Below are 1,196 nucleotides of genomic sequence, written 5' to 3' on the forward strand. Positions count from 1 at the left end.
CCTCAGGACTCAGCGCAACGCGTTGCGCTGAGTCCTGAGGCGCGAATCCGGGTAGGCAACCCCAGAGGGGCCGGAATCCCCCGGCCCGCGATGGAGGGAGGCCGGCATGTCCAGACCCAAGCCGTCCGGAAGGTCGTACGGGAGGCTCACGAGGCACGAGAGGAACACGGTCGAGAGGATGCTCGACCGCAACCGCAGCGCCCGCGAGATCGCCGCGGAGCTCGGCAGGTCGCCCTCGACCGTGACCAGGGAGGTTGCGGCGCACCGCTACGTCACCGCGCCGCGCTCGCGCTACGGCGAGCCCGCGCCCGCGGACCTCTCGGGGGCCTGCCCCAGGCTCTCCGCGTGGCCGAGGTGCTGCAACGGCTGCCCGCACAGGAGGGGCTACGGCTGCTCGAGGAGGCCCAGGGTGTTCTACAGCGCCAGGAGGGCGCAGGAGGCGGCCGACGCCGAGCTCTCGGCGAGCAGGTCCGGGATCGACGAGACCGAGGAGGGCGCCGCCGCCAAGCTCGCGGCCATCAGGGACGGGCTCGCGCGCGGGCTCTCCCCGCAGCAGATAGCGGCGACGACCCCCGGGCTCAGCGCCTCCACCGTCTACAGGTGGGTGGACGCCGGCTACGACGGCATGACGAACATGGAGCTCAGGCGCAAGGTCGGCTACAGGCCGAGGTCGCGCCGGGCCCCGAAGAGGGCGACGTCCCACTCGTCGCGCAGGTCGCACGCGTCGTTCCTCGCGCTCGGCGAGGACGCCTGCGCCGCGGCCTGGGAGATGGACACCGTCGAGGGCTCCAGGGGCGACTCCGCCAGGCTCCTCACGCTCCTGCACCGCCCGAGCCGCTTCCAGCTGGCCCTGCCGCTGCCGGACGGCACGTGCGCCTCGGTCCTGGCGGCGCTCTCCTCCCTGCGCGGGGTCCTCGGCGAGGACGGCGCGAGGCGCGCCTTCGGCGCCGTGCTCACCGACAACGGCAGCGAGTTCGCCGACGAGGGCGCCATCGCGGCGCTGATCGGCGAGCGGGACGGCGAGACCAGGCTCTTCTACTGCGACCCCCGGCAGAGCCAGCAGAAGGGCGCGTGCGAGAAGAACCACGTGGAGATCAGGAAGCTGCTGCCCAAGGGCGCCGGGGCCAGGTTCGACCGGCTGACGGCGGCGGACTGCGCGCTGCTCATGTCGCAGGTGAACTCCGAGCCGAGGGGGG

The 1,196-nt window shown here is 73.3% G+C and carries 1 protein-coding gene; it reads left to right on the forward strand.

Going from position 1 to position 1,196, the window contains the following annotated elements; translation table 11 throughout:
- Nucleotides 1-106: 106 nt before the first annotated feature.
- Nucleotides 107-1,196: IS30 family transposase (locus tag DWZ52_RS09820; RefSeq protein ID WP_118385439.1), on the forward strand; the 1,090-nt coding region annotated here is incomplete at its 3' end.

The sequence above is a fragment of the Collinsella sp. AF33-16 genome (assembly GCF_003475325.1).
Classification (GTDB): Bacteria; Actinomycetota; Coriobacteriia; order Coriobacteriales; family Coriobacteriaceae; genus Collinsella.